This window comes from Chryseobacterium pennae (assembly GCF_003385515.1).
In the GTDB taxonomy this organism is placed as follows: Bacteria; Bacteroidota; Bacteroidia; order Flavobacteriales; family Weeksellaceae; genus Chryseobacterium; species Chryseobacterium pennae.
Map to the genome: position 1 here is coordinate 103,885 of NZ_QNVT01000015.1, position 12,363 is coordinate 116,247.

The following is a 12,363-nucleotide window of genomic DNA, read 5'->3' on the forward strand; positions in this document are numbered from 1 at the left end:
GTTTAGTTGCTTATGTTGTAAGAATCTAATAATTTCTGATATTCAGGCATATCTCTTCTTCTGATGCTTTCGCTTTCTGCAAGAGCCTGTACCTGCATTACTCCTTCAATGATCTGTTCTGGTCTTGGAGGACATCCAGGAACATAAACGTCTACCGGAATAATTTTATCAATTCCCTGAAGTACAGAGTAAGTATCAAAAATACCTCCGCTGGAAGCACAAGCGCCAACAGCCACTACCCATTTCGGCTCTGCCATCTGAGTATATACTTCTTTAAGAACTGGTCCTAATTTCTTTGATATAGTTCCACAAACCATCAGCATATCAGCTTGTCTTGGAGAGAAAGAGTTTCTTTCCATTCCAAATCTTGATGCATCATAAGTAGGGTTCAGGGTAGCCATAAACTCAATACCACAACAAGAGGTTGCAAATGGCAATGGCCAAAGTGAAAACTTTCTTGCCATCCCGATTACACTGCTCAGTTTTGTTGCGAAAAACCCTTCTCCTTCATATCCTTCGGGAGCAGGTGCATCTGTTCTTATTACTGGTTTTTTATCTGACATTTCTTAGATTTTAGATTTTAAACTTTAGGATAAGATGTTTATTACTGTCTCTTATCTAAAATTTATAATTTTTAATTTATAATTATCCTACTTGTCCCAATCTAGTGCTCCACGTTTCCAAACATAGAAAAACGCCACGAAGAAGATCGCAACGAACGTAAGTACAGCCAGGAACCCTTCCATACCGAATTCTCTGAAATTTACCGCATAAGGATAAAAGAATACGATTTCAATATCGAATAGTACAAACAATACCGCAGTCAGGAAGTACTTGATAGAAAATGGCGTTCTTGCATTTCCTTCACTAGGAACTCCACATTCCCAGCTTTGGTTTTTTACAGAGTCTCCTTTTTTCTGCTTAGGACCTAAGAAATGTGCTCCAAGTAAAGAAACAGCGACAAATCCTACTGCTACACCAGCCTGGATAAGGATTGGAATATAACTTTCAGGTAAATTCATTTTTGCATTATTATCTCAATTTGCAAATTTAACGAATAAACAATAAAGCATGAAATTTATGAGCTTAAAAGTCGGATGAAAATAGAGAAAAGCTACAATTTAGAATCAATAAAAATAACGAGTTATTTCTTCATTTTTTTAAGAAGAGAGTAGGCCATAAATGCAATATATCCAAAAAGAACACTTGCAAAAACAATATTAATTACTGTATTTGTCCTTCCATCCTGAGACTGAAAAAAGAAATTGTAAGCAATAAATCCTGCGATTAAAACAGCGAAAATGATAAGTTGTGGTTTCATGAGGTGAAAAGGGGTTAAGAGTGGAAGAGTTTTTAGAGCGAGGCTTTAATTTTATCTCACCCGTTATTTATCATCATCGAATATGTTCTTCTTCTCTTGTGGTTCACAGGATTATAGTCCTGCCACAGGAGCTGAACACTTTTGTTTTCCTCCAGTTCCGGATTGGTTTCTGCAAAATCGATTCCCATGCTTGTAAACCGGACAAAGATTTCTTTAAAGATAATAGCAGTTACACCACGTCTTTGGTATTCAGGATGAATCCCGATCAGGTAAAAATTGGCACGGTCATTTTTCTTGCTGGCCTGTAAAAAATGCCACCACCCGAAAGGAAATAGCTTTCCTTTTGACTTCTGTAAAGCCTTCGAATAAGAGGGCATCGTAATGGCAAAAGAAACCAATTGCTGGTTTTCATCCACTACACAGATTACATAGTTTTTATCAATAAACGGGAAGTATTTTTCCTTGTAGGTTTTGATCTGTTCTTCTGAGATTGGCGTGTAAGTAGAAAGATGCTTATAGGTTTCGTCCAATAATTTGAACATAGGTTCTACATAAGGGAGAATTTCTTCCTTTGATTTAAATTTGAGAACACTGAGCTTATATTTTTGAGCAATTAATCCACTGAATTTTTCTACTTTTTCAGGAAGTACCTTCGGGAAATTCATTTCATATTCTACCCATTCTTTTTCCTTGGTTAATCCAAGATTTTCAAGATGTTTTGGGTAGTATGCATGATTGTAAATTCCAATCATTGTTGCCAGTTTATCAAATCCCATTGTCAGCATCCCTGCTTTGTCAAGATTTGTAAAACCCATTGGGCCTTCAATCTTGTCAATCTTGTGTTCTTTAGCGTAATCAATTGCAATTTGAATTAAAGCTTTGGAAACTTCAGAATCATCAATGAAATCTATCCAGCCAAATCGTACCTTTTTGATGCCTAATTCCTTTTCTTCCTTATGATTGATAATTACAGCTATTCTTCCAACTACCTTATTGTCTTTTATGGCCAGATATTGTTTAGACTCTGAATAATCTAAGGCCGGATTTTCCTTTGCATCCCAAATTTTCATTTCATCTTTAATAAAGGATGGAACATAGTATGGATTATTTTTGTATAAATCCATTGGAAATCTTACGAATTGCTTGAGCTGACCAGCTGTTTTTACTTCAATAATAGAAATTGTAGACATGTTTTTTGAGGTAATTTAAGGACAAATATAAATAATAATATCGGATACTTTGGCACAGTTTTTATATCATTATGGTTAAAAATTGATCACAAAATCTAAATAAAAATGACGGGTTATTATATCATTATTGGGATTTCAATGCTGGTGAGCTGGTGGGTTTCGTCCAGGCTGAAATCAAAATTTGAATATTATTCCAAAGTACATCTCCAAAATGGACTTTCGGGGAAAGAAGTAGCGGAAAAAATGTTGAGAGATAACGGAATTAATGATGTTCAGGTAATATCAGTTCCCGGGCAGTTGACGGACCACTATAATCCGGCAGATAAAACAGTAAACCTTTCAGAAGGGGTTTATATGCAGAGAAATGCAGCAGCTGCAGCTGTAGCGGCTCACGAATGTGGGCATGCCGTACAGCACGCAGTAGGATACTCAATGTTGAATTTACGTTCCAAATTGGTTCCGGTTGTAAATATAAGTTCCAACCTGATGCAGTTTGTTCTTATTGCAGGTATTGCGATAATGGCAGCTACGAGAACAGTGGACAATCCTAACGGAAATACAGCCATTCTGGCTATTGGTGTAGCTATGTTTGCAGTAACCACTCTGTTTGCTTTTGTAACATTGCCGGTGGAGTATGATGCAAGTAACAGAGCGATGAAGTGGCTTAAAGATACAGGTACTGTAACTGCTGAAGAATTTGTAGGCGTTCAGGATAGTTTAAGATGGGCAGCGAGAACATATGTTGTAGCAGCTTTAGGATCTTTAGCTCAGCTGCTTTACTGGGGATCTTTGCTTCTCAGCGGAAGAAGGGATTAATCATTAAATTCAAATGAAACATATTGCATCTCGGATAATTTTTCTGAGATGCTTTCTTTTTGGGCCAGTTTTAATGAGGCGGTAAGGATGCAGTTTTCATTGGCATCAAAGTTTACCACCTTAGCCTCAAATTTTGAAAGCAGGGTAAAGATGGTATTCTGCTGATTGAAGTTGAACTGGATCTCAATTTCTGTTTCCAGTTCTCTTGTGATAATATTGGCTTCTTCTAATGTGATCTTTGCAGATTCTTTGTAAGCTTTCACTAAACCTGAAACGCCTAGTTTGGTTCCCCCATAATAACGGACTGAAATAACTAAGACATTAGTGATCTCATGGGCTAATAATTGATTGTAAATAGGTAACCCTGCACTTCCTGAAGGTTCACCATCATCATTAGCTCGGTAATTCTCAGCATTTAATCCCATTCTGAAAGCATAACAGTGATGGGTCGCTTTGGGGTGTTCTTCTCTGACCTTTTCCAATGCAGCTTTCAGTTCCTTTTCATTAGTAACCGGGAAAGCAAATCCGATAAACTTGCTTCCTTTTTCTTTTAATAAGGTGTTTTCTATAGGTTTTTCTATGGTTTTGTATTCAAACGTCATTCTGTATTCCGGCTTTGTATTTGCAAAAATATTAAATGCTTTACAACTGGAGAAATAATAATAAAAATGTCGTCAAATAATGACGACACTTGTTTATACTTTATAGGTATTTATTCAATTGTTATACACAATAAACATCTCCACCGCCTCCACCTGAGTTTCTCCAGTAGCATTGTCTTGTGTTGGGTGGACATCCGTAAATGACCACGCAGTTCTCCATTTTTATTAATCCACCATTGATGGTTTTAAGATTCTCTCTTTTAATTTGCTTTAGATTTTTCATAGTAATAGTTTGGTTAATTTGTATGGATTAATAATATTAGCATGGGAAACTTCCTACTTCCCAAGGTGGTGGGCAGCTCATGCTTGATGGTGTCGGGCAGCAATGTTGCCACTGAGCTGGATAATATGAACAACATTTTGGAGCGATACCTCCGCTTACTTTTTTCAGGTCTTCCCTTAAAACTTTCTTTAAATTTTTCATGATAATTTTTTTGGATATTACTAAGGTAAAGAAATTATTTCATTTCAGGGTGATAAACGGGCTTTTATTTTAATTAAAAAAAGGAAATGGTATTATCCCTATAGTTTTCTGTTTTAGAAGGAATATGATTGAATTCCGGAGCTTTTGTGCCATTTCCTAATTTCAGGTTTTCATTTTTAATGATGATAGCTTCGTCCCAAAGATCAGCATCAATGAATTGCTGTAAGGTGAAACGGCCTCCTTCAATAATAACAGACTGGATTTGTTCCCTGTATAAGGACTGCATCAAATCAGACAGAAAGTTCTCTTTTTTGATTTTAATGAATTCTATATGATCTTCTGTTCCTTCTTTTACAGCATTTAAAACTAATGTTCTGGCTTCGTTGTTGTAAATTTTGAAGTCTTGAGGAACCTTTAAATCAAAATCGATTAAAATTCTGACAGGATTAATTCCTTCAACGTTTCTTACAGTCAGGCTTGGGTTGTCACTTAAAGCAGTTTGTGTTCCTACTAAAATAGCATGTTCGTCTGCTCTTAGCTGATGGACGAACTGATTGGCTAAAGCATTGGATACAGCAGTTGGTTTAAAATCTTTATCTAAAAATCCATCACCGGATTCTGCCCATTTCAGGATGATATAAGGTCTTTTCTTTTCATGGTAAGTGAAAAATCTTTTGTTCAGCTCAATGCATTCTTTTTCAAGAATACCTGAAACAGCTTCTATTTCTGCATCCTGAATGATCTTTTTTCCTTTTCCATTGACTTTATCATGAGAGTCCATAGCACCAATGACTACTTTTTTAAATCCTAATTCTTTAATTTTTAAAGCACATGGGGGCGTTTTTCCATAATGGGCACAGGGCTCCAGCGAAACATAAATCGTTGATTCAGGAATGAGATTTTTATCTTTCACTGAATTGATCGCATTGATTTCTGCATGGTTTTCACCTGCTTTATGATGGTATCCTTCTCCAATGATTTCTCCATTGTAAACAATTACACTTCCTACAAGGGGATTAGGGTAGGTGTTACCAAGGGCCTTTTGAGCCAGCTCGATACATCTTTTAATATATAGTTCGTCGTTATTCATATTGTATAAAAAGAAAAAGCGAAGACAAATTGCTTTGCTCCGCCCTTATTTATTGTATTAAAATTTATTCTCCGGCAATAATGTTGTGGAGATTTTGTCTTAAAGTTTCCAGATGAGCTTTCTTTTCATCAATAGTATTGTAAGTGTCTCTTAGAAGAGGATTTTCCCTTGATGGTTTATTGAAGAATGCAAGGTTATTTTCAAGCTTAACGATTTCAGCTTCAAGATCAGAAATTTGATTTTTGATCTTTCTTGCTTTGTCAGTAAGCTGGTTTTCTGATAATCCTTCTTCTTTCAATTCAAGTTCATTGATCTTATTGATCTTCAGTTTTTCTCTGAGAGTCTTATTGAATTCAGTGTTGATAGAAATTTTATCTCTCGGAACTTTTCCAATATTATTCCATGCTGTTTTGATCGCTTCAATTTTCTCGATACTTCCTTCTTCGTTGGAAACCAATTTCAATTCATCGAGAAGGCTTTTTTTGTTCTTATAGTTTTCTTTCCAGTTATCGGTAGAAGTGTTACTTTTTTCTCTGTAATTGTTAAAGAAGGCATTACAAGCGTCACGGAATTCATCCCAGATTTTATTGGTCATGCTCTTTGGAACGTGTCCGATTTTTTTCCAGTCTTCCTGAAGCTTTTTGAATAATGGAACAGCGATATCCCATTCTTCATTACTCTGATTATCCTGGGCAGTCTGGATTAATTTTAATTTTTCTTCCAGATTAGCCTGTTGAGAACCTTTTAAAGATTTATAATAGTTATTTTTTGTTGTATTAAAGCCTCTAAGGGTTGTTTTGAAATCATTCCAGTTCTGATTAGACAGTTTTCTTGGAACACTTCCCGTTTTCAGGAAATCAGAACGAAGTTCTTCAACTCTTTTGATGGAATTCTGCCAGTAATTATGATTAGGGGTTTCAGAAGGTTCTGAAAGTTTCTTGATTTCAGCGATAATCTGATTTTTCTTTTCAAGATTGGCGGTCTGTTCTTTTTCGATAGATGCTGAAAGTTCAGATTTTCTTTCGTGAATTTTATTGGAAATTTCTTTGAACTCTTCCCATGTTTTTTCGCGGAATTCTTCTGCTACAGGCTCAGCTTCTTCTTTCCAAAGCTTATGAAGATACTGAAGCTCATTAAGTGCTTTTTGAATTACTGGTTCATTCTCCAGTTCCTGGGCACGGGCAATGATGTGCTGTCTTTTTTCAAGGTTATGGCTGTATTCCTGTTCTAAAAATTCCTTATTCAGATCCAGCATCTGATAAAACTGGTTCAGGTGATGAAAGTAATTATTGTTAAGGATCTTGAATTCAGATTTGGCAACCTGTCCGGCTTTTGACCATTCTTCTTTAATCTCACGAATAGATTTAAAAAGATTGACTCCCGGTTCAGAATTGGTATATAGATTTTTTAATCTTTCAATAATGTTCTGACGGTGATCCAGATTTTTCTTTTGTTCTTCTTCCTGTCCCTTCTGAAACTCGTCATGTTTCTCTCTGAAAATATTAACTAAAGCAGAGAATTTAGCTTGAGAAGGATGTTCATAACTGAAATTTTCAGAGGTATTTCCAGCTTCTGCATACTCATGCTTTTTATCTTCCACTTCATCATGGATGTGGTGACTTGCTTTTTCTTTCAACTGATTGAATTTTTTAGAATTCTCACCGGCATCGGGTGCATTGATGAGTTTTTCCATTTCTTTCAGGGCATCAGCCAGAGAGATCTCGACATCTTCATGTTCTTCCAGGTGTTCAGTATCATCTTCATGAGAATGGGCATCATGAGAAACAGTGTTTTCCGATGTCTCCTGAGATACTTCGTTAGGATTTTTCTTTTCTTCGTTTTCAGAAAGATTGTTTTCTGTAGTCATAGCAAATCTTTTATGTGAGTGGCGTTAATATCCTTTAAATATAGTTGTAAGGGCAATTAAAGTACTAATTTATGTTATTTTTTTTGAAAATTCCAAATTTCCCAAGCTTTTTCTGCTTGCTGTTCAAGCATATAATAACCGTTTACCGTTTTGGCTCCTTTTTCGGAAGCATTGATGATAAATTGAGTATAGCTGGGGTTGTAAATTAAATCGATAACTAAATGCTCCGGAGAAAGTGCGTCAAAAGGAAAAGTCAGACAGTCTTCAACATTCGGAAATGTACCTACCGGTGTACATTGGATAATAATCTTATGTTCGTGTACGGTTTCCTGATTCAGGTTTTCAAAATTGATTTCTGTACTTCTTGAAATAGTTTTGGATGGGATGTTATGTTTGTCCAAAATATATTTTACAGCTTTTGCAGCTCCTCCGTTGCCTAGAATCAATGCTTTGTCCTGCGTTGGCTTTTTATGAAGGAAAAGAGTTTTTTCAAAACCGAAAGCATCTGTATTGTATCCGGTTTTTTTGCCGTCTTGAATTAAAACACAGTTCACCGCACCTATTTTTTCAGCTTCATCACTTAATTCATCAAGATAACTGATGATTTGTTCTTTATAAGGAATGGTAACATTAAAACCTAACAATTCTGGTGAAGAAAAAAGGTCCTCTACTTCATTGATTTCATTCAGATCAAAAATGTCATAGGAAAAACCTTTAAGCATAAGCTTTTGGAACTTATTTTCGAAGAATTTTTTAGAAAAGGAATAGGAAATATTTCGTCCTATCAATCCTAATTTTTTGTTGGAATCCATATGATCAAAATTATAAAAAAAGACCGGATAAATCCGGCCTTTAGTTTGAAATATTTTGTAATAATTATTCTACGATAAATTTAGTAGAGAAATTATCTGTTTTTAAGATGTAAGTTCCTTTTACTAACCCTTTAAGATTAATTTTATTTGAGTTTTTGAAAGGATTGGAAAGTGTTTCAATTGCTTTTCCTGAAAGGTCATAGATCTGAGCTTTTGAAATTTTGTTAAGGTTTTCTCCTTTCACAAACAGTTCATTGTTTCTTACCGGGTTAGGATAGATACTGAACTCTGCCTTATCTTTTTTAGTTTCAGAAGTTGCTAATGATCCGTTGTAACATGTCCATTTAAGGTCATCGATAGCAACTCTATCATTGTTGTTAGGGTTTACAATTTTAATAACAGCATTTCCTGTAACGTTTACATTGATGAAGTTAGTTGCTACTGATGCGCTGTAAGGAATTGTTCCTGCTAAATTATTATTTACAAAAACATTCAGGTTACCATCTCCTCCGTTAAATTTACGTTGAGTAGTTAACGTTAATGTCTGAACTCCGCCAGGCACATTAGAACTAGTTAGATCACCTCCTTGAAGCGTTATTGCTTTACCATTAATAGTTTGGTCAGTTCTTGCTAATGTTGCAGTCCAGCTTACATTATTATTTGTCCATGTTCTGGTTTTATAATCACTTGCATTCGCAGGAATATTGCTGAAATTTTCATCACCACAGTTTCCTACATTAACTGGTCCGTCAAGAGTAGTTCCTGCTGCAATATTACTTTGCGGTGAAGCATTTCCAAATGCATCTTTAGCAATTACATAGAATGTATATGGAGTAAGTGGAGCTAACCCTGCTACTGTGGCTGTTGTTGATGTTCCTGAAACGCTGGTTTTTAATGTATTCCCAACATAAATATCATAACCTGTTACTCCAACATTATCTGTTGATGCAGTCCAGCTTAAGCCCATTGTATTTGAAGTAGGGTTGTTAGCGATCAGGTTGGTAGGTGCTGTTGGAGCTTGGTTGTCAATTACAGGAGTTCCCCAGATTTGATCTGCGTAAGCTGGATTATCAATGAATGGATTTCTATTCCCCTGAAATGTAAATGCTGCATTATTTCTGTTTATTTCTTCCGGAGATACAGGGTCCATAGCATTCCATTGTAAATACTGAGTTAATGCCCATTGTGTTAACCCTGGAAAGGAAGAGCTTCCAAGCATATCACCAGAACTGAACCCTGAAAGTTTATCTTCATATCTTGTTACAAAATAAAAGATCATTCTGGCTACATCTCCTTTGAAAGCATCGATAGGTTCAAATACAGTTCCGCTATATCCTGGTGATGCTGAATTTCCTAATTTAGATTGGTTTTGAGAAGTGTAAGATGCATTTCCTACTTTACCGAAAGGGTAATTGGATCTCATACCATTTACTTTTCCATCTGTAGGACGGATAAAGTGAATGTCTGCAACCATAGGTGATGCTTTACTGAATAAACTTTGAGGAATAATATGTTCTCTGTTGTAGCATTGTCCTTCATCATTATAGCTGCCACATTGACTGGTTCCTACATTGAAATTATAAGGATCTTGTCCATTAGGGTTTTCAGAGTAAATGTCTAATATTGTTCCATCGTTTTCAAAGTTCGTGTTTAGGTCACGATCCGTTGTTTGATAAGCTGTCCATAAGCCTCCATAGCCTTTGTCTATGTGTCCGTTGGTAATGATACCTTTAAGGGCTGTTTTAAGAGGAGCACCTGTTAAACCGTTTGCTGTATTATAATAACCAGCCGGGGCTTGTGCCATTGCATTGATGAATGCAAAACTTAATAGAAAAAAGGATAAAATTCGTTTCATTTTTTTTAAAATTGGGGCGTAAAGGTACGAAAAAATGAAACCCAAAAAGGTTTTAACTGTTAAATGTGTAAACTTAATATATTAATTTTTAGTAATATACTCTTTGCTTATTTTTGAGAAGAACCATGAGATTGCAATTCCAAAGACGGATGCTGTAAGAGCAACGATAATATAATTTTTTCCAACTATTTTTACAGGAAATGGCAATACCTCATTGGCTCTGAAGAATTCTGTGTAAAGTTGGAAATAACATAATACTGTTCCGAATATCAATCCGGTAATAACTCCGGAGATGACAATAAGAATTCCGGTATAGAAATAGGCCATTCTCAGATGGCTTAAAGGGAAGCCTAGAGAAATAAGAGATTTAGCCTGTTCTTTTTTATCAAGTTGTAAGATAATAATGGCACCGGCAAGATTAAAAGTAGTAATGAAAATAACCAGTGCAAAAATCAGGTAGATGAACATCTTTTCTGTGTTGATCATCTTCCAGAAAGCTGCATTTTCTTCTTCCTTGGTTTTTATTTCAATATTTTTGCCAAGAGAAGAAAGAAGACTTTGTTTTACAGCATCAGCATTTTCAGTGTTTTTTAATTTAATAACGATCTGATAAGCGGAATTTTTTGGAAGACTTAATAATTCTTCAGTAAGCTCAATAGGAGAGACAATATAGTTGTCAAGTTGATCTTTTCCCGGGAAAACTCCTGTTACTGAAATGTCTCTTTTATTGTAAATATCTTCTTCTTTACTGATGATTCCGGTTCCGGGCTTTGGCATAAAGACTGTTGCGTAATGATTGGAAGAATCTACAGGAATGGATAATCGGTTATCAAGGCTGTTTTCCATCAAAACTTCGTTGGAATATCTGAAACTCGGATAAGTTCCGTAGAATACATCTTTATTGATAGGGTTTACCTTTATATAGGCAGAATCCACCCCCCGTAAGTAAGCAATATCTCCTTTTCCATTAAAACTGATATATACTTTTTCCTCAATAACACGGGAATAACTGCTGATCTCTTTATTACTGCTTAAGACCTTGTTAACCTGATCCAGGTTTTTAATGGTTTTACCTGATGCACTTTTTAAAGTCAGGTCAGCGTGAAGATTGGAAATTAAGTCTTTGTTTAGGTCTTCAAGTCCTGAGAAAACTGAAATGATGACGAACATTGCAACCACAGCAACCGTCATAGCCCCTACTGCCAGCCACGTAATAAATGTAACAGCAGTACTGCCTTTTTTTGCCAAAAGGTATCTGGATGCTATGTAAAATGCAATATTCTTCAAGATCTACAAAACAGGATTGTCGCCTTCGCCTCTTAATTCTCTTTCCAGTTTTTCAACGTCATCAAGAGCCGTATCTAAGTAAAAGTTAAGTTGCGGAATGATACGTACCTGTTTTGCCATTTTCTGGCCGATAAAGTTTCTGTACTGAGGTTTGTTTTCTTCAATCTCTTTCATTACCGCTGTACGGTATTCCTGAGGGAAAATGCTTAAATAAATTTTTGCAATACCCAAATCTGCCGTTACTTTTACATCTGAAACGGATATCAATATACTTTGTTTGCTCTCTGAAGCCTGTTTGCGGAAAAGTTCAGCGAAATCCTCCTGGATAATCTGTGCTACTTTTCTTTGTCTGTTACTTTCCATAATTTATGCAAATTTACTACTTTTGTTTGAATTGATACTTTGAAATTCAGCTACAGTATCAAATTTACGAATTAATTATATTTATTAGTAGTATATGAAACTAGAACATATCGGTATTGCAGTAAAGTCTTTGGGGGGGTCTGATGAACTTTTTACTAAATTGTTAGGAAAAGAATCTTACAAGCGAGAAACAGTAGAAAGGGAAGGAGTGGTGACTTCTTTTTATGAAACAGGAGAGAGCAAAATAGAGCTTTTAGAAGCCAGCAATCCTGAAAGTCCGATCTCAAAATTTATTGAAAAGAAAGGTGAAGGTATCCATCATTTGGCATTTGGGGTTGAAAATATCCTGGAGGAAGTAAAAAGATTAAAAAAAGAAGGATTTCAATTTATCTCCGAAGAACCGAAAGAAGGTGCTGATAACAAATTAGTTGTATTCCTTCATCCAAAGTCAACAAATGGTGTACTGGTAGAACTTTGCCAAGAAAAGCAATAAAAAATTTTGTAGTGAAAGAAATTTTACTATTTTTGCAAACACAAAATTTAACCAAGTTTTGAGGTCCTATAGCTCAGTTGGTTAGAGCACCTGACTCATAATCAGGTGGTCCCTGGTTCGAGCCCAGGTGGGACCACTTTTAAAATCAAGCACTTACAGAAATGTAGGTGCTTTTTTTATTTT

15 protein-coding genes and 1 tRNA gene are annotated in these 12,363 nt (G+C 35.6%); 3 read left to right on the forward strand and 13 right to left on the reverse strand.

Annotated features, from left to right (window positions below):
- Window positions 1-2 precede the first annotated feature (2 nt).
- The 4 genes from DRF65_RS15990 to DRF65_RS16000 all read right to left on the reverse strand — a co-directional run bounded on the left by DRF65_RS15990 (window position 3) and on the right by DRF65_RS16000 (window position 2,511).
- Entirely contained in the window at window positions 3-563 is a 561-nt protein-coding gene (locus DRF65_RS15990; RefSeq protein ID WP_002983540.1) for an NADH-quinone oxidoreductase subunit B, read from the reverse strand.
- 87 nt (window positions 564-650) lie between these two features.
- Complete coding sequence (locus DRF65_RS15995; RefSeq protein ID WP_045492896.1) at window positions 651-1,022, reverse strand: NADH-quinone oxidoreductase subunit A; 372 nt, start codon at window positions 1,020-1,022, stop codon at window positions 651-653.
- 122 nt (window positions 1,023-1,144) lie between these two features.
- Window positions 1,145-1,321, reverse strand: a complete 177-nt coding sequence (locus tag DRF65_RS28480) for a hypothetical protein (RefSeq protein WP_165852242.1) — start codon at window positions 1,319-1,321, stop codon at window positions 1,145-1,147.
- A gap of 56 nt (window positions 1,322-1,377) precedes the next feature.
- Window positions 1,378-2,511 carry a GTP cyclohydrolase gene (locus DRF65_RS16000; protein WP_115971765.1) on the reverse strand — a complete coding sequence of 378 codons (1,134 nt, stop codon included), beginning with the start codon at window positions 2,509-2,511 and terminating at the stop codon, window positions 1,378-1,380.
- A 105-nt stretch (window positions 2,512-2,616) separates the two neighbouring features.
- On the opposite strand from DRF65_RS16000, the gene DRF65_RS16005 reads away from it, so the two are divergent.
- Entirely contained in the window at window positions 2,617-3,327 is a 711-nt protein-coding gene (locus DRF65_RS16005; RefSeq protein ID WP_115971766.1) for a zinc metallopeptidase, read from the forward strand.
- On the opposite strand, the gene DRF65_RS16010 is transcribed toward DRF65_RS16005, so the two are convergent.
- The 9 genes from DRF65_RS16010 to rbfA form a co-directional block, all read right to left on the reverse strand.
- Entirely contained in the window at window positions 3,324-3,929 is a 606-nt protein-coding gene (locus tag DRF65_RS16010) for an IMPACT family protein (RefSeq protein WP_115971767.1), read from the reverse strand. The genes DRF65_RS16005 and DRF65_RS16010 overlap by 4 nt on opposite strands.
- Before the next feature lie 121 nt (window positions 3,930-4,050).
- A complete protein-coding gene (locus DRF65_RS28485; RefSeq protein ID WP_165852243.1) occupies window positions 4,051-4,212 on the reverse strand; it encodes a bacteriocin-like protein in 162 nt (53 codons plus the stop codon).
- Window positions 4,213-4,248: 36 nt separating this feature from the next.
- Entirely contained in the window at window positions 4,249-4,413 is a 165-nt protein-coding gene (locus tag DRF65_RS28490; protein ID WP_165852239.1) for a bacteriocin-like protein, read from the reverse strand.
- Between the two features lie 73 nt (window positions 4,414-4,486).
- A complete protein-coding gene (ribD, locus tag DRF65_RS16015) occupies window positions 4,487-5,503 on the reverse strand; it encodes a bifunctional diaminohydroxyphosphoribosylaminopyrimidine deaminase/5-amino-6-(5-phosphoribosylamino)uracil reductase RibD (protein ID WP_115971768.1) in 1,017 nt (338 codons plus the stop codon).
- A 64-nt stretch (window positions 5,504-5,567) separates the two neighbouring features.
- On the reverse strand, window positions 5,568-7,370 hold the full coding sequence (locus DRF65_RS16020; RefSeq protein ID WP_115971769.1) for a DUF349 domain-containing protein: 1,803 nt from the start codon (window positions 7,368-7,370) through the stop codon (window positions 5,568-5,570).
- A 74-nt stretch (window positions 7,371-7,444) separates the two neighbouring features.
- Complete coding sequence (locus DRF65_RS16025) at window positions 7,445-8,182, reverse strand: shikimate dehydrogenase family protein (protein WP_115971770.1); 738 nt, start codon at window positions 8,180-8,182, stop codon at window positions 7,445-7,447.
- Between the two features lie 64 nt (window positions 8,183-8,246).
- Window positions 8,247-10,037: an endonuclease gene (locus DRF65_RS16030; protein ID WP_115971771.1), complete on the reverse strand. Its 1,791-nt coding sequence runs from the start codon at window positions 10,035-10,037 to the stop codon at window positions 8,247-8,249.
- Between the two features lie 81 nt (window positions 10,038-10,118).
- Window positions 10,119-11,324 carry an ABC transporter permease gene (locus DRF65_RS16035; RefSeq protein WP_115971772.1) on the reverse strand — a complete coding sequence of 402 codons (1,206 nt, stop codon included), beginning with the start codon at window positions 11,322-11,324 and terminating at the stop codon, window positions 10,119-10,121.
- Between the two features lie 3 nt (window positions 11,325-11,327).
- Window positions 11,328-11,687 (reverse strand): 30S ribosome-binding factor RbfA, encoded by a 360-nt coding sequence (rbfA, locus tag DRF65_RS16040; protein WP_115971773.1) that lies wholly within the window; start codon window positions 11,685-11,687, stop codon window positions 11,328-11,330.
- A 94-nt stretch (window positions 11,688-11,781) separates the two neighbouring features.
- Here rbfA and mce point away from each other — a divergent pair, with 94 nt between their 5' ends.
- On the forward strand, window positions 11,782-12,180 hold the full coding sequence (gene mce, locus DRF65_RS16045; protein ID WP_115971774.1) for a methylmalonyl-CoA epimerase: 399 nt from the start codon (window positions 11,782-11,784) through the stop codon (window positions 12,178-12,180).
- A 62-nt stretch (window positions 12,181-12,242) separates the two neighbouring features.
- Window positions 12,243-12,316: transfer RNA gene (locus DRF65_RS16050), tRNA-Ile, on the forward strand.
- Window positions 12,317-12,363 lie beyond the last annotated feature (47 nt).

What these genes read in the sequence shown, in the direction of transcription:
- DRF65_RS15990 (WP_002983540.1), bottom strand. Translation starts at nt 563, where the DNA reads ATGTCAGATAAAAAACCAGTAATAAGAACAGATGCACCTGCTCCCGAA.
- DRF65_RS15995 (WP_045492896.1), bottom strand. Translation starts at nt 1,022, where the DNA reads ATGAATTTACCTGAAAGTTATATTCCAATCCTTATCCAGGCTGGTGTA.
- DRF65_RS28480 (WP_165852242.1), bottom strand. Translation starts at nt 1,321, where the DNA reads ATGAAACCACAACTTATCATTTTCGCTGTTTTAATCGCAGGATTTATT.
- DRF65_RS16000 (WP_115971765.1), bottom strand. Translation starts at nt 2,511, where the DNA reads ATGTCTACAATTTCTATTATTGAAGTAAAAACAGCTGGTCAGCTCAAG.
- DRF65_RS16005 (WP_115971766.1), top strand. Translation starts at nt 2,617, where the DNA reads ATGACGGGTTATTATATCATTATTGGGATTTCAATGCTGGTGAGCTGG.
- DRF65_RS16010 (WP_115971767.1), bottom strand. Translation starts at nt 3,929, where the DNA reads ATGACGTTTGAATACAAAACCATAGAAAAACCTATAGAAAACACCTTA.
- DRF65_RS28485 (WP_165852243.1), bottom strand. Translation starts at nt 4,212, where the DNA reads ATGAAAAATCTAAAGCAAATTAAAAGAGAGAATCTTAAAACCATCAAT.
- DRF65_RS28490 (WP_165852239.1), bottom strand. Translation starts at nt 4,413, where the DNA reads ATGAAAAATTTAAAGAAAGTTTTAAGGGAAGACCTGAAAAAAGTAAGC.
- ribD (WP_115971768.1), bottom strand. Translation starts at nt 5,503, where the DNA reads ATGAATAACGACGAACTATATATTAAAAGATGTATCGAGCTGGCTCAA.
- DRF65_RS16020 (WP_115971769.1), bottom strand. Translation starts at nt 7,370, where the DNA reads ATGACTACAGAAAACAATCTTTCTGAAAACGAAGAAAAGAAAAATCCT.
- DRF65_RS16025 (WP_115971770.1), bottom strand. Translation starts at nt 8,182, where the DNA reads ATGGATTCCAACAAAAAATTAGGATTGATAGGACGAAATATTTCCTAT.
- DRF65_RS16030 (WP_115971771.1), bottom strand. Translation starts at nt 10,037, where the DNA reads ATGAAACGAATTTTATCCTTTTTTCTATTAAGTTTTGCATTCATCAAT.
- rbfA (WP_115971773.1), bottom strand. Translation starts at nt 11,687, where the DNA reads ATGGAAAGTAACAGACAAAGAAAAGTAGCACAGATTATCCAGGAGGAT.
- mce (WP_115971774.1), top strand. Translation starts at nt 11,782, where the DNA reads ATGAAACTAGAACATATCGGTATTGCAGTAAAGTCTTTGGGGGGGTCT.